The organism is Pedobacter ginsengisoli (assembly GCF_002736205.1).
GTDB classification, from domain to species: domain Bacteria; phylum Bacteroidota; class Bacteroidia; order Sphingobacteriales; family Sphingobacteriaceae; genus Pedobacter; species Pedobacter ginsengisoli_A.
Genome location: NZ_CP024091.1, coordinates 4867884 through 4892028, shown reverse-complemented (window position 1 = coordinate 4892028; position 24145 = coordinate 4867884). Strand labels below are relative to the sequence as shown.

The window sequence follows — 24145 nt, the reverse complement described above, 5'->3', positions numbered from 1 at the left end:
CTTATAATTGTAAAAAATGCTGATAAGTAAGTTTATTAAAAGAAAACGCCAAAATTAATACCCAGATAATGGTTACGAATATTATTGCTTTTATTAGTAGTAATATTTGTAAAGCCATTGTTATATGTTAACCCCGCTGCAATACTTGCATTTCCGCTAAGGTCAAACTCGGCGCCTGCGCCTAATATTAATCCGGCACGATATAATTTAATAGATTTCGAAATATTTTCGTCACGAGAGCTTGATTTCCCTCCGGCATCAGCATCTTGTTTGGCTCCAATATTAAAATCGTTTGATAAACCAAACTGACCATACCAACGGACATCGTTAATCCTTACAGTTTTTAGCTTTACTGTAAGAGGCACTTCAATATATTGAAGCTTATATTTAAGTTCGTAAGGTGTTTGGGTGGGAGGATTGGTTTCCTGCGTAATTATCTGTGTACTTTTACCGTTAATTGTAGTAATGGTAAGTCCTGTTGCGAAACTATAATTCTCAGCGAAATTAAAATCGCCCATTAAGCCATATGAAAATCCAAGTGAAACCCCATTACTTTTGCCCACCTGAGGCTTTACCCAACCTATTGTCGGATGAGCTGTTAACCCTAGTCTAAAACCATAATATGGAGATGAAGAATCTTGTGCAAAAACACTTCCTGTTACAAATAATAATAGTATCCCGATAAGTGTGTGTTTCATATAAATATATTTTCCTTTAATGCCTATGAAGCTTGAATAAACTTACTTTATATTTGTTTACAATGATATATAACGTAAAATTTCATCAAAGCTATCTATTTTTTCTATTTGTGCCCGCTTTTTTTTCTTTGCTGCTGGTTTCGTGCACCCAAAGTACTAAACCTGATGTTAGTGAGATACATTTAGATGTAAAAATTGCTCGGTTTGACAAGGATTTGTATACCGGAAAAGCTAACAGCTTGGATAAGACTAATGAATTCCTGACAAAAAAATACGACGTATTTTATGATGATTATGTACATCGGATGGTTGGTAATTTTGACTATACAAATGAGCAGATCCTAACCACTTTATACAAAGATTCTGCTTACACAGACCTAAACAAAGAGGTTGACAATGTATTTAAGGATATAACACCGATAGAAAAGGACTTATCTGAAAGCTTTAAGTATATCCTTCATTATTACCCCAAGGCAAAAGTTCCCAGGTTTATATCTTTTGTTTCTGGCTTTGCTGTTCAAACGCCAATTGGAGATAATTATATGGGTATTGGACTGGATATGTTTATGGGAAAAGACAGTAAGTTTTATAAAGCTATTGTGCAAAGTGTACCAACTTACCTTTCCCGGCGTTTTACTCCTGAATACATCGTTCCAAGGATAGCTGAAACTTATGCACGCGAAGAATTGTTTCATGAACGGGATGAAGACAGAACCTTACTCTCAAAAATGGTTTATAACGGGAAAATTTTATATTTTATGGATGAGGTACTTGCTGATATTGTTCCTGACTCTGTAAAAATAGGATATACTCAAAAACACTTAGATTGGTGCAAAACGTTTGAAAGTGACATTTGGGCTTATTACCTTCAGAATAATTTGTTATTTGAAACCGATTACCAAAAGATACAGGTCTTTTTAGCTGAAGGGCCTTTTACTCCAGGTTTGGGTGAAAAAAATGAATCTGCCCCTAAACTAGGTATCTGGACAGGATGGCAAATTGTTAGAAAGTACATGCAGGAAAATAAAGAAATTACTTTACAGCAATTAATGGCTGAACAGGACGCTCAAAAAATATTAAATTTATCAAAGTACAAACCTAAATAATGCTAAATGACTAAAATTGGAATTGTATTGTCTGGTGGCGGAATCAGGGGAATTGCACACCTGGGTGTTTTAAAAGCATTTGGAAATGCCGGTATTAAGTTTAGTCACATTAGCGGAACCAGTGCAGGTTCAATTGCCGGGGCATTATTTGCTTCGGGCATGGATCCTGAAGATGCTTTAAATATTTTTATAAAAACCAAGCTGCTAAAATTCCTTCGCCCGGCGGTAGGCTCTCTGGGTTTAATCAATATTGAAAACACCTTAAGTTTATTTAAAGAGTATTTTCCTGACGATAGAATAGAAAGTTTAAAGATTCCCCTTACCATTGCCACAACTAATTTCAGCAAAGGTGAACTGGTATACTTTAGCAAAGGTCCTTTAATTAGGAGCATACAGGCATCGAGCTGTATTCCTGGAATATTTAGGCCAATTATGATTGATAATGAAATGTATGTTGATGGAGGCATTTTAAATAACTTTCCGGTAGAGCCTTTATTAAACAACTGCGACTTCATTATCGGATCGTCCTGCAACCACTTAAAGCCTGTAGAAAAAATGACCAACATTACAGCACTTATGGGAAGAGCCGGACTTATGTCGGTAAATAAAGACATGGAGGAAAAGGCAGCCTTCTGCAATGTGTTGATTGAACCCAAAGGAATGGGTGAAATCAGTACTTTTGATATGAAAAAAGCCGAAACTATCTATTGGCTTGCTTATGAAGAAACATTGAAAACCATTAAAAGCAATGAAAGCCTTAAAAATCTGCTAAAGGTTCCTGTTAAAGTGATTGAGTAACTTTCAAAGAAACCAAGGCATCACCTTCCAGAACCGGAATTGCCTGACAAAGGTTTAGCTGTAAACAGAATTTAACGTCTTCTTCGATGTTTAATTCGGCGAGTCTATGACTGTGTGAAGATTTATGAAGATAGGTCCTCAAGTCATTCTTAGCTAAGGCATACAGGTCTTCTGCTGCTACTGAAGAATCGTCGAAATGAGTAAAATCCTTACGTAATTCAGCAACTACGGCTCCTGCGAAGAGTGTATCTTCGAGATTGAATTTATCTTTCCATCCGGCACAAAGCAATAAAACACTTTTATCCTGGGTTTTAAGCCAGTTGCATAAGGCATGTAAGTTTAAAAAAGAGCCCATCACTACCTGATGTGCTCTTTTTCTTGCCATATGAAGCGCCTTTGTTCCGTTTGTAGTTGTAAGTACCACAGTTCTACCGCCAACCTTTTCTTGTGTATAAGAGAATGGAGAGTTTCCGAAATCGTACTCCTCTACCACTTGCCCGTCACGTTCGGCTGCCAGTAAATATCCTTTATCAGAATAGTCAAGACAATCCTCTACGTTTGCTACCGGTATAATTGCAGCTGCGCCATTATCTATTCCATAAACTATAGACGATGTAGCTCTGAGTACATCAATAACTACAACAATGCTATCTTCAATAGCATACAGATCTAATAATGCGGGCGTTAGACAGACTTCTATACTCTTTTGCATTGACAGGGTATGACTTTTATTTATAAAAAGGGAATTTAACAACCCTGGCTTTAATTTTATTATTACGGATATTGATGAAAATCTCGGTTCCTTCTTTATCCATACCTTTTAAAATATACCCCATTCCTATTGCTTTTTGTAAAGATGGAGATTGAGTACCGGAGGTAACTTTACCAATTACATTTCCTTCAGCATCAACTATTTCATAATCATGACGGGGAATCCCTCTGTCAATCATTTCAAATCCTATTAGTTTACGTGTAATTCCTGCTTCTTTTTGAGCTTGCAAAGAATCAGAATTAGTGAATTTCTTAGTGAATTTTGTGATCCAGCCTAATCCTGCTTCAATTGGAGAAGTATTATCGTCAATATCATTTCCATATAAGCAGAAGCCCATTTCTAAGCGTAAAGTATCACGGGCACCTAAACCTATCGGTTTCATATTGAATGGTAGGCCAGCTTCAAAAATGGCATCCCAAATCTTGTTGGCATGTTCGTTATCAAAGTAGATCTCGAAACCACCTGCACCGGTATATCCAGTTGCTGATATCACAACATTATCTACTCCTGCAAATGTACCTTTCACAAAGTTGTAATACTCCATAGAAGCAAGATCAACCTCTGTTAGGCTTTGTAGTGCTTCAGCCGCTTTAGGGCCTTGTATGGCAAGTAAAGATGTTTTATCAGAAATGTTATGCATTTCTACACCTTTACTGTTAAATTTCTGAATCCAGTTCCAGTCTTTATCGATGTTAGAAGCATTAACTACCAGCATATAGGTTTTTTCGTCTATGCGATAAACCAATAAATCATCTACAATCCCACCTTCTTCATTTGGAAGGCAAGAATATTGCACCTTGCCATCATAAAGTTTTGAAGCATCATTGCTGGTAACACGTTGAATCAGATCAAGCGCATTTTCGCCCTTTAAAATAAATTCGCCCATATGGCTAACATCAAAAACACCAACGCCGTTTCTAACTATGGCATGTTCTGCATTTATACCTTCGTATTGAACTGGCATATTGTAACCTGCAAATGGCACCATTTTAGCCCCTAAAGAGATGTGTTTATCTGTTAATGCGGTATTCTTCATATTATATATCTGTAAAAACGTGGCAAAGGTATATAAAATTTAAGCACTTACTAACTTTTGGTAGATATTCAACATCCTTTTAGAAATAGAAAAAAAGTCGTGGTCTCGTTCTACTGTTTTCCTTGCATTCTCACCTATTTCACGCCACTTTTTGGGGTTAGTAATACATTGCAAAATGGACCTGTAAAACTCATCTGCCGTATTGGCTATTAGAATATCTTTACCATGCTCACATTTAATTCCCTCAGCAGCCATACTTGTGGCAATTATACATTTACTCATGGCCATCCCCTCAATAATCTTTACCCTCATTCCACTACCCGACAGCAATGGAACAATCATAATTGCCTTAGAATTTATAAATTCTATTGCGTCAAAAATTTCACCTTCTACTACCAGATTTTCAGAATCGTATTCAAAAAACTCTCTGGGCATATTTTTTCCGGCAATATAGAATCGCAGTTCACTGCTTAACTTTTCTATATCGGGCCATATTTCATCAAGGAACCATTCCAAACCTTCTTTATTTGGCCGCCAATCCATAGCCCCCAAATGGAACAATGTAGGAAAGCTGGTTTTGGCCGGATCTGTAACATATTTCTCAAAGTCTAATGCCACCGGAAAAACTTCAAGTGCAGTCTCACAGCCAAACCGAAGAATACTTTGTCTATCCTGCTCACTTATAGCAAAAACCTGATGAAACCGATTCATCTGTTCTGTTTCATAAACCTTTAACCTACGGGCAAGGAACTGCAAATATTTCCGTCGTGGTGTAAACTTTTCAGTTCTGGCAATACGTTCCCAAACGTCAAACTCTATATTATGTGCCCTGTAAACTACTTTTGCTTTACTGTTTTCTTTAACAACATCTAGATAAGGTACTACAAAAAGCCCCTCAAATTGAATAATATCAAACTCATTTTCCCTTAAAATATCTTCCAGCAACTTAGCCGCGTCATCATCAAAATACCTCGAAACGTTATAAGACTGATTAGAAAAAATATTAAATAATGCTCCCCACACATTTACCTCTGTATCCAAACTAAAGGAATGAAACTTTATGCTTTCAAAAACAGGATCGTAAATATCGTCAACATCAACCCTATGCTTATTTGTGTTAATACTGAACAGTGTAATTTCCACACCAAGCTGTAGCAGCCCCTTAATAGTGTTATAAACTACTATTGGATATCCGCTATTTGGCGGAAAAGGAACCCTATTTGTAAGCATTAATATTTTCAAATCACGTGAAAATACTAATAATCCTTCGTTTTAGGAAAACAGAGCTAGTTGTGGATTACTTATTGTAAAAGTTTTACGATGAAATGGCGACAATCCATGTTCTAAGGCAGCCATTCTGTGTGCTACTGTTGGGTAACCTTTATTTTGTTGCCACTGATAATGAGGATATTCCATAGAAATTTTCTCCATAAACTCATCTCTATGTGTTTTTGCAAGAATTGATGCTGCCGCAATATTTAAATATTTTCCATCTCCCTTAACAATACATGTATGTGGAATATCCGGATAAGCTTTAAAGCGGTTGCCATCTATACTTAAATACTGTGGCTTTATGGTTAACTTTTGAACAGCACGATGCATTGCCAGAAAAGAGGCATTAAGAATATTAATATTATCAATTTCATGATTGTCAACTTCTGCTACAGCCCAGGCAACAGCTTCTTTCTCTATAATCAACCTTAAGCTGCAACGTTGTTTGTGGGTAAGTTTTTTAGAGTCAGTTAGCTCTCCGGCTATAAAATCAGGAGGCAAAATTACAGCGGCGGCAAATACGGGCCCAGCTAAACAACCTCGGCCTGCTTCATCGCACCCAGCTTCTAATAATTCATTCTGATAACAGTTCAATAGCATATATAACAAAGTTAGTAAATTTAGTGAGTGCAGTTATATTGAAATATTTTGCGATTTTACATCAAATGCATCTCTCAATCCAATAGCCAATAAATTAAACGCATATACAGTAAGCATAATTGCAAATCCAGGCAAAATAGCCAGATATGCTGCATCCATAATGATGTAGCCATAGTGCTCCTTAATCATTCCACCCCAGCTAGGCATCGGAGGCTGGGCTCCAAAACCCAAAAAACTTAACCCTGTTTCTAAAAGTATAGCCGAGGCAAAATTTGCTGAAGCAACAACGAGTATAGGACCCGCAATATTGGGCAGAATGTGCTTTATTATTGTTCTTGGAGTAGAATAACCAAGGGCCTGTGCTGCCTCTACAAATTCTACCTCCTTTAATGCCATTATCTGCCCACGTACCAAGCGGGCAACATCTACCCAGGTAGATAAACCAACTGCTATAAATATTTGCCAAAACCCTTTACCAAGGGCAAAAGAGATAGCAATTACCAGCAACAGTGATGGTAATGACCAGATAACATTCATAAACCAACTGATACTGGCATCTATTTTACCGCCAAGATAACCCGCCAAGGCGCCCAAACTGACTCCGATAAATAAAGAAATAAGGACAGCCATTAGTCCTACTGATAAAGACACACGAATCCCCAGAATCAATCGGCTTAAAAGGTCTCTTCCATACAAATCTGTACCAAGCCAAAAAGTTTGGTGATAATGGTTATTTCCGTTAATTAAAGGGTAGCTGATTTCTTCTGCCTGTTCATCATCTCCAATATATGCTCTAGCATAAACTTTGCCCTCACTTTCTCGATATGAAGTAATAGGGATACTTTTAAAATCAGCCACCTGCCCATAAAGCATTTTCTCAAAGAAATTAACCTTTGCAATGTTCTTATTTCTACTAACTATTAGAAAGTCAAAGGATCTGCCTGGTTTCTTATTGGTGAGCTGAAGGTACATGGTATTTGCATTAGGCGTCTGATCTGGTGTAATCGTATAACCAAGAATCCCCATTAGCATAAGTGTAATGATAAATAATAACCCACTCAAGGCCAGTTTATTGTTTCTAAACCGCCTCCAGACTTTTCTTGAAGGGCTATTATTTGTTTCCACTATTTTACCATTCTTCCTTTCCAATTATATTTTCCGGAGTTGCCCGCAATGCCAATATAAACAATGTATATCATGTGCAGTATATTAAGTACCGGTAATAAAAACAATAATTTTCGTCTTCTTGCAAAACCGGTTACATCATATAAAAACAAGAACTCAACAATGATTTTAGCCAGTACTTGGAAGATAGCCAGTTTAAAATAAAAACCTATAAAGAGGCCAATACCTAGATTCATTAGCACACTTAAATTAAACAACCATATACAGACACCAAGAACAATGATCGACTTGTTTTTATACCTGGTGCTTTTTGAAGCCCAACGTTTCCTCTGCTGAATGAATTCCTTTAATGTGGGCTTTGCATGTGTATAAACGATAGCATCTCTATTCTTTAAAAATCCAACATTGTTATCAAAGCGAGCTGCTATTTTATGCAAAAGTAATTCATCATCGCCAGAAGCGAGATCATCAATTCCTTTAAATCCACCTACTTCATAAAAGGCTTCCTTCTCATAGGCCAAATTGGCACCATTGCAGGTAGACGGTTGTTTGTTCCCTATGGTTGAAGCACCCAAGCCTATTAAATAAAGAAACTCCAGCGATTGTGCCCGCTCAAAGAAACTTTTTTCCTGAAAATAAGCAACAGGTGAGGAAATCATTTTATAATTTCCTGCCTCATAAAACTGGATTATCGTTTTTAACCAGTCTGGCCGCATTCTGCAATCAGCATCAGTAGTAATTATCAATGTACCGGTCGACTGTCCTATAGCTGTTTGTATCGCCTTTTTTTTATAGGAGTTTAAAGCTTGATCCTCATTAAGGCTAATTAATTTTACACCTCTGCTTGCATACGATCTTATAATTTCAGCGGTTCTGTCTGTAGAATGGTCATCGATAAAAATAATTTCTGTAAGTTCTTCATTGTAATTTTGAGCAAGGAGATCATCAACAGTTTTTGAAATATTTTTTTCTTCATTACGTGCCGCAACCAGGATCGATACTCTGGTCTTCCCTTCTTTCTCACCAGGCTTAAAATACATCAGGCTATGCCAACCTTTAATAAATGTAACAACAACTATTACATATAAAATAGTCAAAAATGAGGAGAGATAACTAACTGCGCTGAATATTTCCAAAGAAATTAAGTTTAAAAACGAAATAAGTGCCTAATATAGCAGGAATTATAATATTTATTAACCAGATACCCGCAGTGCATGCTATAACGGCAATGTTCTGATCCGTGATATAGCCAAAAAAATAGGAAGCAGTAACACTTCTAACCCCTATATCAAAAAGATCAAGCGAAGGTAAGGTTGATTGAACAAAAAAAAGAATACTTACCATCATCAATATATTCAGATAATGCAAATCAGGTATCAACCAATAGAAAAGGATAAAATATTGGGTACTAAACACAACATATCTGGCCAAACAAAATAGCAAAATATTTAATAGCTCTTTTTTTTTGTATCTGGCAAGAATCCCATAGAATCTCTCATACTTACGCGTAAAACGCATTGAAACCAAAATCCCATTTAACCATTTAATATTAAAATAGAAAATGATAAAAAATAGGCAAAACATAACAGAAAGAATTACCAGAGCGTAGAATAACCGGTAATCAATATCTACAAATTTATAGATGAAAATACATATTGCAATAGCACCAAAAACATTGGTAAGTACCATTTGACCGATATTCCCAACTGCCATGGCTACCACACCTACAATTCTCCTTTTTGGCGACAGAAAGAAAACCCGGCCACCATATTCACCAATTCTGTTTGGTGTAAATACTGCCCAGGTTAGTCCACAGAATACAGACTCAATAGCCCTCCATACACCAATTTTCTCTATTCCAGAAAGTAGTCTTTTCCATTTTAGCGCTTCAAGACCCCAGTTCAAAAACATAAGTACAATCACCGTAGCCAGTATCAAAATGATCTCTGATTCGGGGATTTGCTTTAATAAAGTCTTAAATGAGCTTAGATTCTCATTATCTGACAGTTTGCTGTAAATAATCCAAAAGGTAAATACAACAATTGCAGTTTTAATAAAGTAAGAAAGTATTTTTTTGTATTGTGAAGTCAACTTTTTTGCATTTACTATCTGCAAATATGCTTAATATTGTTTTATGTTGGCTGAAAAAAAGGAACGGGTGATTATGGGGATAGACCCAGGTACTTCAATAATGGGCTATGGAATAGTGCTGGAAAAAGGAAGTAAAATTGAATTAATCACCATGGGGATTATAAGAATGGATCATATGGATGATCACTTTTTGAAATTACAGCGAATTTTTGAGAAAACAACGCTCCTTTTAGATGAATTTAAACCTGATGTTCTGGCTCTTGAAGCTCCATTTTACGGAAAAAACATTCAGGTTATGCTTAAATTGGGTCGAGCACAAGGTGTGGCAATGGCAGCTGCCCTATCAAGGAACATTCCAATTGCAGAGTATGCCCCACGCAAAATCAAGCAATCTATAACAGGAAATGGGAATACCAGTAAAGAACAGGTTGCGGCGATGTTACAGCGACTCTTAAACTTTAAAGAAACACCCGAATTCCTGGACGCTACAGACGGCTTAGCTGTTGCCGTTTGCCATTCCTTTCAGAGAGTAAACACCAGCGGAGCAGGAAAATCCTACTCCGGATGGGAGGCCTTTGCAAAAGACAATAAAAAACGGCTTAAACAGTAACTTAATTTGCGTTGCCTACTTTTCTTTTACGGTAATATTTCAAACTAAAATAAGCAGCAACCACAATTACTATCCAAACCCATAAATTCATTACTACAAGTATAAATTCCTTAAAAATATACCAGCCATTCTGAAAGCTTAACCCTAATCGGGTAAGGAAGTTTGGACGATAGCTATATAAGTCGTCATTTCCCACAAGAATGCTTTTAACTGTATTATCCTGATAAAAATTAAGTGTAATTGTACTATACTGAACTTTAGTATCAATCATCAGATTTTCAATCTTCTTGTCTACATAATCATCCTTAAGAGATAATGAACTTTCTACATTATTGCTTTTCTTATTGGCATGTTTATTAAGTTGCTCTACTGCCTCGACCCTATTTTCATTTTTTAGCTTATTGCTTAAATAAACAATACTTTGATCATCCATTTTAAGTGACTGCTGATCTATAAAGACTGCCAGTCTTGCAACCTTATTGGTAAAATCATCCAGCTTATCAGAAGGGATCTTTGCTATTACTAATCCTTCTGTACGATAAGAGGTAAGTTCAAGTAATGAGTCTGCAGAATACTTAACTTTTTCTGTTTGTTGAATATTACTTTGAACAGTGAATTCAGCTATTGTTCCACCCTCCAGTTTTATAGCTGAACTTAATTTCTCCTTCGTATTCTGTACATCCTTAACCCTGAAACGCATGTCTGCAGTCTTAATGATCTTTTCGTTTAAAAGCGAATCCGTTGATTCAAGATTGGCGCCTATTGAATCTGAATTTTCTAAATTTGAATTTTTATTAGCATTACAAGAAAACATGATTATTGCCAACAGACAATAAGTTAAATAATTTTTCATAATATTAATGATTAGGTTTTTTCATTAATACCAATTATTTAATTAGGTAACCTTAAACAATATAAACGTTACAAAAAAAAACGTCCTCATCAGCTTTTGCTAATAAGGACGTTTTTAAAAGATATGTTTATATTCTTATGCGTCTAATATTTTAAATACACCTTTGCAAGCGATTATAGAACCGATTAAAAGGATTACCCATGAAATAATAGATAAAGTAGTAGAGTCACCTGCAAAGCGTAGAAATACGCCCAAAATACCAACTAAAATCCCAACGGTCATCAATTTATAAATCGAGATTTCGTTAGCTCTTTTCATGCTTTCTGTATTGTGTTTTGGTGTCTGTTCCATTTTATTTTTTTTATTTACTGGGCAAAAATAATATTTTTTAAACTAATACAGCATAAACGCTGATCTTTTTATATCCTTCAATTCTATCCGTTTAAGGCAGCTGCACCACTTACAATCTCTGTAAGCTCTGTTGTAATTGCAGCCTGACGAGCCTGGTTGTATGAAAGTTTTAAAGCTTTCAATAAATCTCCGGCATTTTCAGTCGCTTTATCCATCGATGTCATACGGGCACCATGCTCAGAAGCATGAGAGTCCAATACGGCTTTATACAATTGAATTTTAATTGACTTAGGTATTAACTGCTCAACTATTTCCTCCTGAGAAGGTTCTAAAATATAATCCACATTTGTAGACTTCTCTTCTGTAGCTTCTTGACCACTGGTTAAAGGAATCAGTTGTTCAGTAGTTAAAATTTGAACAGCAGCATTTTTAAATCTGTTGTAAACCAATTCAACTCTATCATACTCACCTTTGGCAAAGCCTTCCATAATGGCATCAGTGATCTTGGTTACATTTTCAAAAGTAAGTTCTGAATATACCTCGTTATTGTTGCCAATTACGTTGTAGTTACGTTTCTCAAAGAAATCCTGAGATTTCTTACCTATAGCTACAATACTTACATTACCATTTTTTAACTGTTCGCTATACTTCTCGGCAATTAAATTATTAGTAGCTTTAATTACGTTCATATTAAACGCTCCAGCCAAACCACGGTTAGAAGAAACTACAACAATCAAAACCTTGTTAGGTTCACGCTCTTGTATAAAAGGTGATGATGATCCCTCTAAACTAGCTGAAAGATTTCCTAAGATTTCTTTTAGCTTGGTAGCATAAGGGCGTAACTGTATGATAGCATTAGTCGCACGTTTCAATTTAGCAGCCGAAACCATTTTCATGGCTTTGGTAATCTGCTGAGTAGATTGTACCGATGCTATTCGAATTCTTACTTCTTTTAAATTAGCCATTCTTCTTTATCTTCAGTTCAGCTTTATTAGTATTTACTTGAAAGCTCTTTAGCAACAGTTTCTAATACTCCAGTGATTGAATCATCTAACTTACCTGCTTTTAAAGCACTTAAAGTTTCTGGATGACGTAATTCTAATTGCTGTAAATATTCAACTTCAAATTCTCTTACTTTATTTACAGGAACCGAACGCATTAAGTTTTTAGTACCAATGTAAATGATAGCCACCTGTTTCTCAACAGTCATTGGAGAGAACTGACCTTGCTTCAAAATCTCAACGTTACGGGCACCTTTATCAAGAACTGATTTAGTAGCAGCATCAAGATCTGAACCGAATTTAGAGAAAGCCTCTAACTCGCGATATTGAGCCTGATCTAATTTTAAAGTACCTGCAACTTTCTTCATCGATTTAATCTGAGCGTTACCACCCACACGTGATACAGAGATACCTACGTTAATTGCCGGACGAATACCAGAGTTAAACAAGTTACTTTCTAAGAAGATCTGACCATCAGTAATCGAAATTACGTTAGTAGGAATATACGCAGAAACGTCACCCGCCTGAGTTTCAATAATAGGCAGTGCGGTTAATGAACCTCCTCCTTTAACGATACCTTTTAGTGATTCAGGTAAATCGTTCATCGCTTGTGCAATCTCATCATTCGAGTTGATCTTTGCAGCACGCTCTAACAAACGACTGTGAAGATAGAACACGTCACCTGGATAAGCCTCACGACCTGGTGGACGACGTAATAACAATGACACCTCACGGTATGCAACAGCTTGTTTAGATAAATCATCATAAACAATTAAAGCTGGTCTTCCAGTATCACGGAAAAACTCACCTATTGCTGCACCTGAGAAAGGAGCATAGAACTGCAATGGAGCAGGCTCTGCTGCTGATGCAGCAACTACTACTGTATAAGGCATTGCACCATTCTCTTCAAGAGTACGCACAATGTTTGCTACAGTACTTGCTTTCTGACCGCAAGCTACATATATACAGAATACAGGGTTACCTGCTTCGTAAAATTCTTTTTGATTAATAATGGTATCGATACAAACAGCTGTTTTACCAATCTGACGGTCACCAATTACTAGCTCACGTTGACCGCGACCAATAGGAATCATTCCGTCAATAGCTTTAATACCGGTTTGTAAAGGCTCAGTTACAGGCTGACGATAAATTACACCAGGAGCTTTACGCTCAATCGGCATTTCATAAGTCTCGCCCAAAATAGGTCCTTTACCGTCGATAGGTTCGCCAAGCGTGTTAACAACACGTCCCAACATACCTTCACCAACTTTAATAGAGGCAATTTTCTTAGTACGTTTAATAGTATCACCTTCTTTGATTTTGTCTGAAGGGCCCAATAGAACCACACCAACATTATCTTCTTCAAGGTTCAAAACAATACCCTGCAAGCCGGTTTCAAATTCAACTAACTCGCCCGATTGAACCTTAGTTAAACCATAAACACGGGCAATACCATCACCCACCTGCAATACGGTACCAACTTCTTCAAGTTCTGCTTCTGATTTGAAGCCCGCCAATTGTTGCCTGATAATTGCCGATACTTCGTCTGGTCTTACCTCTACCATAATTTTATATTATTTCTTTTGTAAATTCAGTATATGTTATCTCTTATTATATCATCTCAGGATTAAACAATCCCCTGAGCAAATTCCTTTTTAAGCTTACTTAAACCGCTTGAAATACTAGCATCAAATTGTTTATCGCCAACTTTTAAAATAAAGCCACCAATCAATTTGCTGTTAATTTTTTCTTTAACCACAACTTCCTTGGCGCCCATCTCCTTTTTAACTATAGCTACAATCTCAGCTCTGCTTGCAGGTGTAAGTTCAACTGCAGAAGTTACATCCGCAGTAATAATTCCTTTAATCGCATTGTACTGAGCAATAAAAGCCTTTGCTGTACCAAATAAAATCGCAGAACGGCCTTTGCTTACTACCAATTTCATAAAGGTATTGGTAATCTGATGAACTTTTGCACCAAATATATTCTCCAAAATTCCTGCTTTTTTATCCAAAGGAACTATAGGGTTTTTAAGGATAGCTTCCAATTCTGAGCTATCTTTAATTATTTGTTCCACTAGAACCATATCATTTTTGATTTCCTCTAAAGCATTTTGCTCTGTAGAAAGATCTAATAATGATTTGGCGTATCTCGATGCTGCTTTATTTTCTGACATTTTCTTTGGTATATCTAGCTAAACAAACTACTAATTAGTTTAATTCAACATCTTTTAAAAGATTAGCAACTAAATCCTGTTGTTTTGCTTTATCTTCAAGCTGACCACGTAAAACACGTTCAGCAATTTCTAAAGATAAAGTTGAAACCTGACTCTTAAGTTCAGCTAAAGCAGCTTTCTTTTGGTTCTCAATTTCAATTTTAGCTTTTTCAATTAATTTAGCTCCTTCATTATGAGCTTGTGTTTTCGCTTCGTGAACAATGCTATCTTTTAGAGCTTTAGCTTCTTTCAGGATATGGTCACGTTCAGCACGTGCTTCTTTCATTAACTCCTCATTCTGAGCAGTTAAACGAGCCATCTCATGCTTTGCAAGTTCAGCTTTATTTAAAGCTTCGTCAATTGACTGCTCACGTTCGTGAATAGCTGAAAGAATGGGTTTCCATGCAAATTTCTTAAGCAATATTAACAAGCAAACAAATGCTACTGCTGTCCAAAAAACTAATCCTATGGTAGGGGTTACTAATTCCATTTTATATAATATTTTTAAACTTATTCTTCTTTATTAAGGCGGGTAAATAACCAATCGTTATATACCCGCCTAAAATTTTTCAGTTTGAGTTATTAAACACCTAAGCCTAATAATGCAACTACCACACCGAATAAAGCAGCACCCTCAATAAGAGCGGCAGCAATAATCATTGCAGTCTGAATTTTTGATGCAGCTTCTGGCTGACGAGCAATACCTTCCATTGCTTTTCCACCTACCTGACCGATACCGATACCGGCACCAATTACTGCTAAACCGGCACCTATCGCCGCGATTGAACCTACCATAACTAATTTAATTTATATAATTTGTAAAAAATAGTTTCTAATTAATGATGCTCTTCCACTGCCATACCAATAAACAGGGCAGTAAGTAATGTAAATATAAAGGCCTGTAAAAATGCTACAAGTAATTCTAACACATCCATAAACAATACAAATGCAACAGACACAGGAGCAATAGCCAATGTTTTAAAAATAAATATCAATGAGATCAAACTCAAAACGATAATGTGGCCCGCAGTAATGTTCGCAAATAAACGGACCATTAACGCAAAAGGCTTAGAAATTACACCTACAACCTCTACTACAACCATAAGTGGCCATAACCAGAAAGGAACACTAGGTAAAAATATGTGCTTCCAGTAATACTTGTTACCATTGATATTTACAACAATCATAGTAAACAATGAAAGTACAAATGTTAAAGAGATATTACCCGTTACGTTAGCACCTCCAGGAAAAATAGGAATCAAACCTAAAACGTTGTTGATCCAGATAAAGAAAAACACAGTTAATAAATATGGCATAAACTTAGCATGCTTATGTCCGATATTTGGCTTTGCAATATCATCTCTTACAAAAAGAATAATTGGCTCAACAAACGACTGCAAACCTTTAGGCGCTTTACCAACACGTTTCTTATATGCGCCGGCAACTGATATAAATATGATCAGAATAACCGCTATTGCAATAAACATAGCAGCAACATTCTTAGTGATTGAAAAATCAAGGATCTTAGACGAAGCCGCCTCATCTACTTTACCATCGGCGCCAACAATCTTGATCTTATCTTCAACTAAACGATAAGTATTCTTTGCTCCGGCGTAATCATGTTCTCCATGATGAAAATGGCCAGAAGAGAAAAACTCCAAACCAGCATCCGGAGTATATAATATCACAGGAAGCGGAACAGAAAGATGTCCCCAAAGATGCCACACATGCGAATCCGCAATGTGCTCCATAATCACCTTGGTAGGCTCAAACTTCTCTTCTCCATGTCCGGCGCCATGCGCGCTTTCAACATGAGCTGCAGTTGCAGCAGTATCGGCAGGAACAGATGCAGTATCCGCTTGAGCAAAAACTCTAGACGAAACCGACAGAAACGCTAAAAAAAGCGTAAAAACAACAATTAACCTTTTCACTTTAAACTCAAAAACGTGGCTACAATCCATTTAGTCGCAGATTTTTACTATTTATTTTGGTGGCGCAAGTTACGTAACAAAGAGTATATTTCAAAGAAGCTGAACAATAAATATAAAGAAAAAAAATTCAGCACAAAAATCATCCCCTTTTCTTTAGCATTCAGGCTGTAAATCAGCACGAAAGCAAGAGAAAAAAACATTTTCACGGCAATAGAACCCATAATGGCCATAATTCCTACTTCAGGATTACGTTTAAGACCCAAATCAGCGCAGAAATAAGCAATATAAGTTATACCCGCAAAGAAGAAATATACCAGCCAGAACTTTTCAGTTAAAACACGTGTATCTGGAAAAACAATTGGTAATAAATAGGCTATGCCAGCCAAAAAAATGCAATAAAGCAGGTAGGAAACGGTAAAACGTGTTAAACTCAAAATTTATATTTTTTACAAAAGTAGCTATTTACCTTGGCTTAAAATAATCAACTTTATTTTTTATTCAACTGTTTTACAACCTGATACATGGCCGCTCCTACACCTATCAAGCTAAACAAAGCAGTTATAATACGTGTTTTACTCCCTCTGTATTCATCAATTTTATATCCGATGAATGCAAATACACCTATTATTGCCAACATCTGAAAGCTAATTGATGAGTATTTGGCAAATGTGCTTAAGCCCTTTTTCTTTTCTTCCTGATCAGTCATTAACCTATATATTAAATAAAATGGGTTTTGTTAAGAAGTTATTGATGAATAAAAATACTTTTGTATATATTTTGTTTTTATAAGCACCAACATAATTTATATTTTTTGAAAAATTACGCGATCTACAATTTAAAGATAATATTATTTAGCTTATGTGTTTGCATAATATATTCCTGCAGTTCTCAAAAAGATACAGCTTCGAGCCGGGGTATGCAAAATTTAACCGCCCGCTATAATTATATTTATAACTCTAAAGTTCTTTTAATTAATCATCAACAGGAACTTACAGAAACCTACGTTGATAATTACGACCAAATACTCCCTGTTTACCTGGGCCCGGAAACAGACAATAATGAAGTAAGCACTTCTCTGAACTTAAAGCCTATGGACGACATCATTAAAAAGGCCCAAACTATTATTCTAGAGAAAAGCTATAGCAACTATACTGATGATGCCTATATATTACTAGGGAAAGCCAATTTTTTCAATGGCAATTATTTCAATGCCGCTGAATATTTTGATTATACAGCCAAAACTTATAAGGGCAATGTAAGTAGCTATCTGGAAGCCCTCAATTGGAAAGCACGCAGCCTTATGCAGTTAAAAAGAATCAGCGAGGCAAATAAAGTATTAGATACCCTTGAATCTATCCTTCCAAGTATTAAAAAGAAAAGCAAACTTTCTGAACCATTTGCAACCCTAGCGCAAATGTGTATTTATCTCGATAACAGTGCGGCCGCCATCTCATATTTAAAAGATGCAATTAAAGCTAGTCCAGGAACAGACAACAGAATTCGCTGGACTTACATACTTGCCCAGCTTTATGAAAAACAAAAAAACTACCCTGATGCGTTAATAAACTACAGAAAAGTAGTTAAAAGTAATGCCTCTTTTGAAATGTATTTCAACGCTAATCTTAATCAGATTAAGCTAAGAACGCTTGAAAGCGGTCCGCAAAAAGCTAATAAACAAAATCAATTGCTAGCGCTCTTAAAAGACGATAAAAATCTGGACTACAATGATCAGGTATATTTTCAAATTGCTGAAACCCATGCTGCAGACGAACAATATATCGAAGCGCTAAAATACTATCAGCTATCAATTCAGAAAAGCACTACAAACCAATATCAAAAAGGTCTCAGCTATTTAAAAATAGCCGATTTAAATTTCAAGGTTTTTAAAGATTACCTTAAGGCTAAATCATACTATGATAGCACTGTTAACACATTACCAAAAAACTATCCGGGTTATGAGCTTATTCTTAAGAAAAACCAAAACCTACAATATTTAACCAACAGATATCAAATTATAAGTATCGAAGATACTTTGCAAAGCATTGCAAAATTACCAGAGGCTAGCCGCGCTGAAAAGATACAACTCCTTGCAAACCCAGTAGTAGCCCCAGTTCAGACTGCGAATACCAATTCAGCTTCAGCAACAGGCTACCAACCAAATTATAGTCGGAACAATACTAATCAGCTTCAAAGTTCATTCTATTTCAGTAATCCAACTGCAATTGCAATAGGGTTCTCAGACTTTAAAAGAAAATGGGGTAATAGAAAATTAGAAAACAACTGGCGCCAAAGCATTCGAACATCCGCTCAGGAGACCTCCCAGGAAATTGCCAGCAACATCAACACAACAACTGATGATACTGAAGCAACTCAGGCTGTTAAAGACCCCCAAACACTTATAAAGCAATACACCGATTCTCTGCCAGTTACACCAGAGCTTCTGGCAAAATCGAATCAAAAAATCATTAATGCCTATTATGAAATAGCCAGCTTCTATTTACAGGAACTTAGCAGCCCTGAAGAAGCAGCAGAAGTTTATCAACAATTATTAAACCGCTTTCCTGAAAACAATCATTTAGCGGCCACTTATTATAGTTTGTTTTTAATCAATAAAGGAATTGACGAACCAAAATCAATAGATTTTAAGAATAAGGTACTCAAAGATTTCCCTTCATCAATTTATGCCAAAATCATCCTTGATCCTTCATTCTCTTTAAAACAATCAGAACTGGAAACAGCCATAAACAAACAATATAATGATGTATTTGACCAATACTTAAAGAAAGACTTCAATTCAGTTATAAATCATGTTAATGAGATCTCAAAAGGTAATACAAATAGCTTTCTTGCACCACAGTTTGCCTATTTAAAAGCAATTGCAATTGGAAGAACCAACAAGGTTGATGCTTTGTTAACTGCTTTTAGCAGTATCACCGAGCAATTCCCTGACGACCAGCTCATCACTCCTCTTGTTAAAGGCAATGCTGCCTATATTAATGATCATCTTGCCGATTTCCAGAAAAGGGACACAGCGCTTATCGATTTCGATCCTAATGAGCCTCCTTATTTTGGCCCAATCCGGTCAACTCCTATTGTTGTAAAAGCTCCGACGGCCGTTCCAATTCAAAAAACAGATCAAATTGTAAAACCGGCAGAACTTGTTACAGCGCCGGCGCCTCAACAAACAAGCCCAGATGTACCTAAAGCTCCTGCAATAAAGGTCGACGGTCCATTTAGTACAGCAACATCAACTGTTTATTATTTCGTTATAGACGTCGCCGATGCCTCTTTAACATTAAGTTCTTCTCGCTTTGGCATAGGTCAGTTTAACCGCGGAAACTATGCTGGTAGCAGCTTAAAACACCAATTAAAAGAATTTGACAATGATCAACTTATTTATGTGGGGAACTTTAGTAATTTTGATGACGCAAAAACCTATGCATCCGGAATCACTCCACAGCTAAAACAAATAATGAAAGTTCCCGTTAATATTTACACAAGTTTCATCATCAGCAAGGATAATTTCGACAAGCTTACCAGTAAAACATTGCTGGATAAGTACATAGAATTTTATAAAAACAACTATTAAAAATGAGGAAAACACTTTCGCAGGAAGACATCAGAAAGTATAACTTTACATTATGGAAATTATTAATTGGCGGAATAGTTCTTTTTGCCCTTTTTATAGTTTGCATCGGATTTGGACTATTTGGAGAGCTCCCATCATTCAGAGATATTGAACACCCGAAAAGCAATCAGGCCTCAGAAATTGTTACTGATGATGGTAAAGTATTAGGCACTTATTTTGTACAAAACCGTTCAAATGTTACTTACCCGGAAATCTCACCAAATGTTATTAACGCACTGATAGCAACTGAGGACATCCGATTCAGAGAACATTCAGGTATCGATTTCAAGCGTACATTCACCATATTTCTTTACGCCATTGTTGGTAAAAAACAAGGAGGCAGTACAATCACACAGCAGCTTGCACTAAACCTATTTTCTGAAGAAGGGAGACAAAAAAACTTTGCCAAGCGTATTTTACAAAAATTTCAGGAATGGGTTATAGCCGTAAAATTAGAACGGAACTATACCAAAGAGGAAATTATTGTAATGTATCTAAACACTGTAGATTTTGGCAATCAGGCATATGGTATCAAGTCGGCTGCCCGTGTATATTTTAATACTACTCCAGATAAACTTAGTGTTTCACAAGCTGCTACCCTTGTAGGAATCCTAAAAGGTATTACCAGATACTCGCCTACCCGCAACCCGGAACGTTCCCTGGCCAGAAGAAATACAATTATGGGTCTGATGCTTAAGGAAGACCTGCTTACCCAACAGCAATTTGATGCGGAGCAGCAAAAACCACTTGGTTTAAGGTTTAGTGCCGCAACAGTAAACGATGGAATTGCACCGTATTTCAGAGCTGTATTAAAAAACGATATCAGACGAATATTTGAAGAACGATCTATAACAAAACCTGATGGAACCCCATATGACCTGGATAGAGATGGTTTAAAAATAATTACTACCCTAAACTACGATATGCAAGTTGCGGCTGAAGATGCACAAAAAGAATATATGAAAACTCTTCAGCAGTCATTTATCAATAGTTGGAAAGGGCGAAATCCTTTTAAAGGAAAAGAAGCCCAGATAGAACAAGGAGTTAAAAGATCCGACAGGTATAAAGCTTTACAACTTGAAGGTAAATCAGATGCAGAAATTAAAGAAGACTTTAACACACCTACCCGCCTAACCATCTTTACCTGGAAAGGGAACATAGATACATTAATGAAGCCTATCGATTCAGTAAAGTATTACAAAATGCTTTTAAGGAATGCAATGATGGCCATGGATCCGCAAACAGGATATGTTAAAGCATGGGTTGGCGGTATCAATTTTGAGCATTTCAAATATGACCAGGTCAAAATGGGTACCAGACAAGTAGGCTCAACTGCAAAGCCATTTACCTATGCAGTAGCAGTAGAAAATGGATACTCTCCGTGCTTTTCTGTACTTAATGAACCCGTTACAATAGAAACTCCTGGAAGTCCGCCTTGGACTCCACGTTCAGGAGGTACAGTGCCCGGGTACTTAACCCTGCAAAAAGGGCTTGCACTTTCTCAAAACTATATTGCCGCTTATCTGATGAAACAAGTAGGCCCAACTGCAGTTGCCACACTTGCTAAAAAGATGGGGATAACCTCAGAAGTACCTGCATATCCATCCATAGCCCTGGGCTCTTTTGATGCCTCCGTTTATGATATGGTAGGAGCCTACAGTGTTTTTGCAAATAAAGGTATCTGGACAAAACCAATCTATATTTTAAGAATAGAAGATAAGAACGGAGTTGTTTTACACAGTGAAAAACCAATCCCGGTTCCTGCAATGAATGAAGAAGTTGCCTACGTTATGACCCGCATGCTTAGAGGTGTAGTAACAAACGGAACGGGCTGGAGATTAGCTGGCAGATTTGGAATTAAAACTCCAATTGGTGGCAAAACAGGAACAACACAAAACAACTCAGATGGATGGTTTATGGGTATCAGTCCACAATTAGTTGCCGGGGTATGGACAGGTTGCGAGGATAGAGCATTCCATTTTACAAGTACAGCACAGGGAGATGGAGCTACCACAGCCCTTCCTATATTTGCCGGCTTCATGAAACGTGTGTATGCAAATCCAAAATTAAATATTTCTAAAGCAGATTTTGAGCCTCCTAAAAATGGTGTTTCTATTACCTTTGATTGTAACCAATATCAACAACAGGAACAAAAAACTGAACTTGATGAAAAACTAGGTTTCTAACCAACTTAACCCATTCTAATTTCAATGAGTGCTTTTGACTATAAAAAGGCTGTTAGTGATATCCCTCATAAACCTGGTGTATATCAGTTTTGGGATAACGAAGGCATTCTAATTTATATTGGTAAGGCAAAAGATTTAAGGAACAGGGTTGGATCCTATTTTAATAAGGACAATCAGATGAATGGAAAAACAAGAGTACTTGTTTCCAAAATCAGAAAAATAACCTTTACCATTGTTGACACCGAAATTGATGCATGGCTGCTCGAAAACAGTCTGATAAAAAAGCACCAGCCAAGGTATAACATCATGCTTAAGGATGATAAGACATACCCATGGATTATCATCAAAAAAGAGGCTTTTCCTCGTATATACTGGACCAGAAAAATGATTAAGGATGGATCTACCTATTTTGGCCCATATGCCTCAGTGGGTATGATGCATACTATACTGGATCTAATTAAAGAAACATATCCACTGCGTACCTGTAACCTCCCGCTTACCGATAAGAACATCAGCGACAACAAATTTAAAGTTTGTCTGGAGTATCAGATCGGCAATTGCAAAGGCCCTTGTCAAGCCTATCAAACGCATGAAGATTATGACAACAGTATAGAAGAAATCAAAGATATCCTAAATGGGAAAATAGGTAATGTAATACGCGATGTAAAGCAGGTAATTAAAAGTGCTGTTGAACAACTGAATTTCGAATATGCACATCAATACCAGCTAAAACTGCAGGTACTTGAAAAATATCAAAGCAAATCAACTGTAGTAAATAGCGCTATTACCAATATAGATGTAGTAAGTATTGCTTCAGACGAACGATATGCTTTCGTTAATTATCTAAAAGTAACTAATGGCAGTATTATTCAGACTCAAACCATTGAAATCAAGAAACGATTAGATGAAACCGACGAAGAGTTGCTTACAATTGCCATAACAGAATTCAGAACAAAATTCCACAGTACATCTAAAGAAATCATTGTCCCTTTTGACATTGTACTTCTTGATGCCAGCCTTAAATTTACAGTGCCAAAACTGGGTGAAAAGAAAAAACTATTAGAGCTATCCCAGAAGAATGTATTGTTTTTCAAAAAAGAAAGGCTAAACCAATACGAAAAGCTTAATCCTGATCTAAGAACAGACCGGATTCTTACCCAAATGCAAAAGGACCTAAAATTGACCCAGTTACCAAAACATATAGAGTGTTTTGATAATTCGAACTTCCAGGGTCAGTATCCGGTTTCAGCAATTGTAGTTTTTAAGGATGCCAAACCATCAAAAAAAGATTACAGACACTTTAATGTGAAAACCGTTGAGGGACCAAATGACTTTGCTACAATGGAAGAAGCTGTTTACAGACGATATAAGCGCATGTTGGAAGAAGGAAGCACATTACCTCAACTTATAATCATTGACGGTGGTAAAGGCCAGCTATCATCAGCATTGTCAAGTTTAAAAAAGCTGGGAATAGACAAAAAGGTAACTGTAATTGGAATTGCCAAGCGCCTTGAAGAATTATACTATCCAGGGGATTCTTATCCTTTATACCTTGATAAAAAATCTGAAACACTAAAGGTAATTCAACAATTAAGAGATGAGGCACATAGATTCGGTATAACATTTCATAGAAAGAAAAGGGATCAAGGCACATTAAAAACAGAGCTGGAACAAATAGGCGGTATAGGAAAAACAACAGCCGATAAGCTGCTAAGACACTTCAAATCAGTAAAAAAAATAAAAGAGGCATCAGAAGCAGAACTTTCTACAGTGTTAAACAAGAAACAAGTACAAACCCTTTTTAATCACTTCAAACAAAAAAGTCCTGATGTTTAATACATTAGGACTTTTTTGCGTACACTTATTATATAT

General features: G+C 36.5%; 24 protein-coding genes. 6 read left to right on the top strand and 18 right to left on the bottom strand.

The features are described from left to right. Nucleotides 1–35: 35 nt before the first annotated feature. On the bottom strand, nt 36–698 hold the full coding sequence (locus tag CPT03_RS20540) for a porin family protein (protein ID WP_099440577.1): 663 nt from the start codon (nt 696–698) through the stop codon (nt 36–38). A gap of 62 nt (nt 699–760) precedes the next feature. On the opposite strand from CPT03_RS20540, the gene gldB reads away from it, so the two are divergent. Together gldB and CPT03_RS20530 are read left to right on the top strand one after the other, a co-directional pair. Continuing rightward, nucleotides 761–1804, top strand: a complete 1044-nt coding sequence (gene gldB, locus CPT03_RS20535; protein ID WP_099440576.1) for a gliding motility lipoprotein GldB — start codon at nt 761–763, stop codon at nt 1802–1804. Nucleotides 1805–1810: 6 nt separating this feature from the next. Then, a complete protein-coding gene (locus tag CPT03_RS20530) occupies nt 1811–2602 on the top strand; it encodes a patatin-like phospholipase family protein (protein WP_099440575.1) in 792 nt (263 codons plus the stop codon). Here the strand turns inward: CPT03_RS20530 and CPT03_RS20525 are convergent. From CPT03_RS20525 to CPT03_RS20495, 7 genes are read right to left on the bottom strand one after another with little or no spacing between them, the layout of a single operon-like run. Beyond that, the gene (locus CPT03_RS20525; protein WP_099440574.1) at nt 2586–3314 is read right to left on the bottom strand and encodes a 2-phosphosulfolactate phosphatase; all 729 of its coding nucleotides are present in this window, start codon (nt 3312–3314) and stop codon (nt 2586–2588) included. The genes CPT03_RS20530 and CPT03_RS20525 overlap by 17 nt on opposite strands. A gap of 16 nt (nt 3315–3330) precedes the next feature. Beyond that, a complete protein-coding gene (gene gcvT, locus CPT03_RS20520; protein ID WP_099440573.1) occupies nt 3331–4410 on the bottom strand; it encodes a glycine cleavage system aminomethyltransferase GcvT in 1080 nt (359 codons plus the stop codon). A gap of 39 nt (nt 4411–4449) precedes the next feature. Next, on the bottom strand, nt 4450–5640 hold the full coding sequence (locus CPT03_RS20515; RefSeq protein ID WP_245869909.1) for a glycosyltransferase family 4 protein: 1191 nt from the start codon (nt 5638–5640) through the stop codon (nt 4450–4452). A 42-nt stretch (nt 5641–5682) separates the two neighbouring features. Then, nucleotides 5683–6282 carry a ribonuclease HII gene (locus CPT03_RS20510; protein ID WP_099440571.1) on the bottom strand — a complete coding sequence of 200 codons (600 nt, stop codon included), beginning with the start codon at nt 6280–6282 and terminating at the stop codon, nt 5683–5685. A gap of 33 nt (nt 6283–6315) precedes the next feature. After that, entirely contained in the window at nt 6316–7407 is a 1092-nt protein-coding gene (locus CPT03_RS20505; RefSeq protein ID WP_099441209.1) for an ABC transporter permease, read from the bottom strand. Further along, nucleotides 7407–8543, bottom strand: coding sequence for a glycosyltransferase family 2 protein (locus CPT03_RS20500; protein ID WP_245869908.1), 1137 nt, complete (start codon nt 8541–8543; stop codon nt 7407–7409). Before CPT03_RS20500 ends, CPT03_RS20505 begins: the two co-directional genes overlap by 1 nt. Further along, nucleotides 8521–9498, bottom strand: coding sequence for a hypothetical protein (locus CPT03_RS20495; RefSeq protein ID WP_099441208.1), 978 nt, complete (start codon nt 9496–9498; stop codon nt 8521–8523). Before CPT03_RS20495 ends, CPT03_RS20500 begins: the two co-directional genes overlap by 23 nt. A gap of 43 nt (nt 9499–9541) precedes the next feature. Between CPT03_RS20495 and ruvC the strand changes: the two genes are divergently transcribed. Further along, nucleotides 9542–10108, top strand: a complete 567-nt coding sequence (gene ruvC, locus CPT03_RS20490) for a crossover junction endodeoxyribonuclease RuvC (protein ID WP_099440570.1) — start codon at nt 9542–9544, stop codon at nt 10106–10108. 1 nt (nt 10109) lies between these two features. Here ruvC and CPT03_RS20485 read toward each other — a convergent pair whose 3' ends face one another. From CPT03_RS20485 to CPT03_RS20440, 10 genes are all read right to left on the bottom strand, one after another. Next, entirely contained in the window at nt 10110–10961 is an 852-nt protein-coding gene (locus tag CPT03_RS20485) for a DUF4349 domain-containing protein (protein WP_099440569.1), read from the bottom strand. A 135-nt stretch (nt 10962–11096) separates the two neighbouring features. Then, entirely contained in the window at nt 11097–11312 is a 216-nt protein-coding gene (locus CPT03_RS20480; protein ID WP_099440568.1) for a hypothetical protein, read from the bottom strand. An 83-nt stretch (nt 11313–11395) separates the two neighbouring features. Beyond that, nucleotides 11396–12277, bottom strand: a complete 882-nt coding sequence (atpG, locus tag CPT03_RS20475; protein ID WP_099440567.1) for an ATP synthase F1 subunit gamma — start codon at nt 12275–12277, stop codon at nt 11396–11398. A 26-nt stretch (nt 12278–12303) separates the two neighbouring features. Next, nucleotides 12304–13878, bottom strand: coding sequence for a F0F1 ATP synthase subunit alpha (gene atpA / locus CPT03_RS20470; RefSeq protein ID WP_099440566.1), 1575 nt, complete (start codon nt 13876–13878; stop codon nt 12304–12306). A gap of 62 nt (nt 13879–13940) precedes the next feature. Beyond that, the gene (gene atpH, locus CPT03_RS20465) at nt 13941–14489 is read right to left on the bottom strand and encodes an ATP synthase F1 subunit delta (RefSeq protein WP_099440565.1); all 549 of its coding nucleotides are present in this window, start codon (nt 14487–14489) and stop codon (nt 13941–13943) included. A 34-nt stretch (nt 14490–14523) separates the two neighbouring features. Next, entirely contained in the window at nt 14524–15018 is a 495-nt protein-coding gene (locus CPT03_RS20460) for a F0F1 ATP synthase subunit B (protein ID WP_099440564.1), read from the bottom strand. A 92-nt stretch (nt 15019–15110) separates the two neighbouring features. Further along, nucleotides 15111–15323 (bottom strand): ATP synthase F0 subunit C, encoded by a 213-nt coding sequence (gene atpE, locus CPT03_RS20455; protein WP_048907663.1) that lies wholly within the window; start codon nt 15321–15323, stop codon nt 15111–15113. 41 nt (nt 15324–15364) lie between these two features. Continuing rightward, complete coding sequence (gene atpB, locus CPT03_RS20450; protein WP_099440563.1) at nt 15365–16489, bottom strand: F0F1 ATP synthase subunit A; 1125 nt, start codon at nt 16487–16489, stop codon at nt 15365–15367. Between the two features lie 17 nt (nt 16490–16506). Then, nucleotides 16507–16893 carry a hypothetical protein gene (locus tag CPT03_RS20445; RefSeq protein WP_245869906.1) on the bottom strand — a complete coding sequence of 129 codons (387 nt, stop codon included), beginning with the start codon at nt 16891–16893 and terminating at the stop codon, nt 16507–16509. A gap of 53 nt (nt 16894–16946) precedes the next feature. Beyond that, nucleotides 16947–17165: an AtpZ/AtpI family protein gene (locus CPT03_RS20440; RefSeq protein ID WP_099440562.1), complete on the bottom strand. Its 219-nt coding sequence runs from the start codon at nt 17163–17165 to the stop codon at nt 16947–16949. 210 nt (nt 17166–17375) lie between these two features. Here CPT03_RS20440 and CPT03_RS20435 point away from each other — a divergent pair, with 210 nt between their 5' ends. From CPT03_RS20435 to uvrC, 3 genes are read left to right on the top strand one after another with little or no spacing between them, the layout of a single operon-like run. Next, the gene (locus CPT03_RS20435) at nt 17376–20048 is read left to right on the top strand and encodes a tetratricopeptide repeat protein (protein WP_245869905.1); all 2673 of its coding nucleotides are present in this window, start codon (nt 17376–17378) and stop codon (nt 20046–20048) included. Nucleotides 20049–20050: 2 nt separating this feature from the next. Next, on the top strand, nt 20051–22273 hold the full coding sequence (locus CPT03_RS20430) for a penicillin-binding protein 1A (protein WP_099440560.1): 2223 nt from the start codon (nt 20051–20053) through the stop codon (nt 22271–22273). 24 nt (nt 22274–22297) lie between these two features. Then, nucleotides 22298–24109 (top strand): excinuclease ABC subunit UvrC, encoded by a 1812-nt coding sequence (gene uvrC / locus CPT03_RS20425; RefSeq protein WP_099440559.1) that lies wholly within the window; start codon nt 22298–22300, stop codon nt 24107–24109. Nucleotides 24110–24145 lie beyond the last annotated feature (36 nt).